Annotated in this window: 1 rRNA gene; it reads left to right on the top strand. The window is 40.7% G+C overall.

From position 1 onward, the window contains the following. Nucleotides 1-1,166: 1,166 nt before the first annotated feature. Nucleotides 1,167-1,224 (top strand): 16S ribosomal RNA (locus tag ACFQ0C_RS31655); the annotation flags it as partial.

Genomic DNA, 1,224 nt, shown 5'->3' with positions numbered 1-1,224 from the left:
GCTTTTAACACCTAGATTGAGCTTTGCGAGAACACTATTGAGAAATAGGGTGTATGGATTAAAATTTGAGAGATATTGAAAGCGCTTAATTCGACAGCCTGAAAAACTCCTGCTAATCAAAGCGAAAGGGATGAGATCAGCCCAATTCCTTAGAATTAGCATGAGGAATTCCAGTTATAGGGCTTGGAATGCTAATTTTGGGAGAAAATAACGTGATAATTTCCTGATAATTGCGTGGGGCTTGCTGGATTTTTCCAACACGTGCGAATCCCGGGTGCGCGTTGCGGCATGTCATGGTGGTCGGTCGGTCGAGCCCCACGTGGCCATGCCAGGCTGTAAACGAACCGCGAACCCTGCGCTTAGTGCGCGTTGAAAAGTGGATCCATCACTGCTATTCGCTGGGAATACCCAAGAAGGGCTATCTCAAAGGGTAAACCTAGTGAGTGAATGTATCCCATAGAATGTGTAAAAGGACCTTTAAGCTTGAAGATTCTTTTGTAATCGTGAGGGGCTGTTCCAAAATTGGGACAACCCTTTCTTATTTTCACAAAAAACACGAATGTATCTTCATCGAAAGAACTTCGATCCGAAGCTTTTCTTATGTGCTCTTTGAACATTTATTTTAGCGGTTCACTAATCAATAGGATAGTTCCATTCGACTTAAACGGTTTTTGCATAAATTCTTATTCCGATGTACATTCTTTAAAAGGGCTGGAAACTTATGATCTGATCAAAAAGCAATGAGCCACCAAGTGGATCACATCCATCTGAATAGTGTTACCAATTGGCTTCGAGAAGGCTTTCTTCAAGGAAATAGAGGGGTTTATATACGGAAAGAGGGCCATTTGAGGCTGATTTGAAAATAATTGAAGAAAAACAGTTGCAATTAGTATCGCATTTATGGTACATTACCACTTGTCGCCGCTGAGCCGGTGATGATAAATAAAGAACAAGCTCGAAAGTGGAAATAAAAAAGATGTTGCAATATGCAGTCGTTTCTGATAAGATAAATTCTTGTCACGACAAAAATTGTGATATCAAATAAGAACTGAAAGCTCTTTGAAAACTGAACAAATGATGGTTGAATGCCATAATGAATTACAATGAATTGCTAGTGTTTTTTGAGCTTAAGACAAGCTTGCGTTAAACGGTCTTCATGACCAACTTTAATGGAGAGTTTGATCCTGGCTCAGGACGAACGCTGGCGGCGTGCCTAATACATGC

The sequence above is a fragment of the Paenibacillus sp. GCM10027630 genome (assembly GCF_042676305.1).
Lineage (GTDB): Bacteria > Bacillota > Bacilli > Paenibacillales > NBRC-103111 > Paenibacillus_S.
This window is presented reverse-complemented; position numbering and strand designations above follow the sequence as displayed.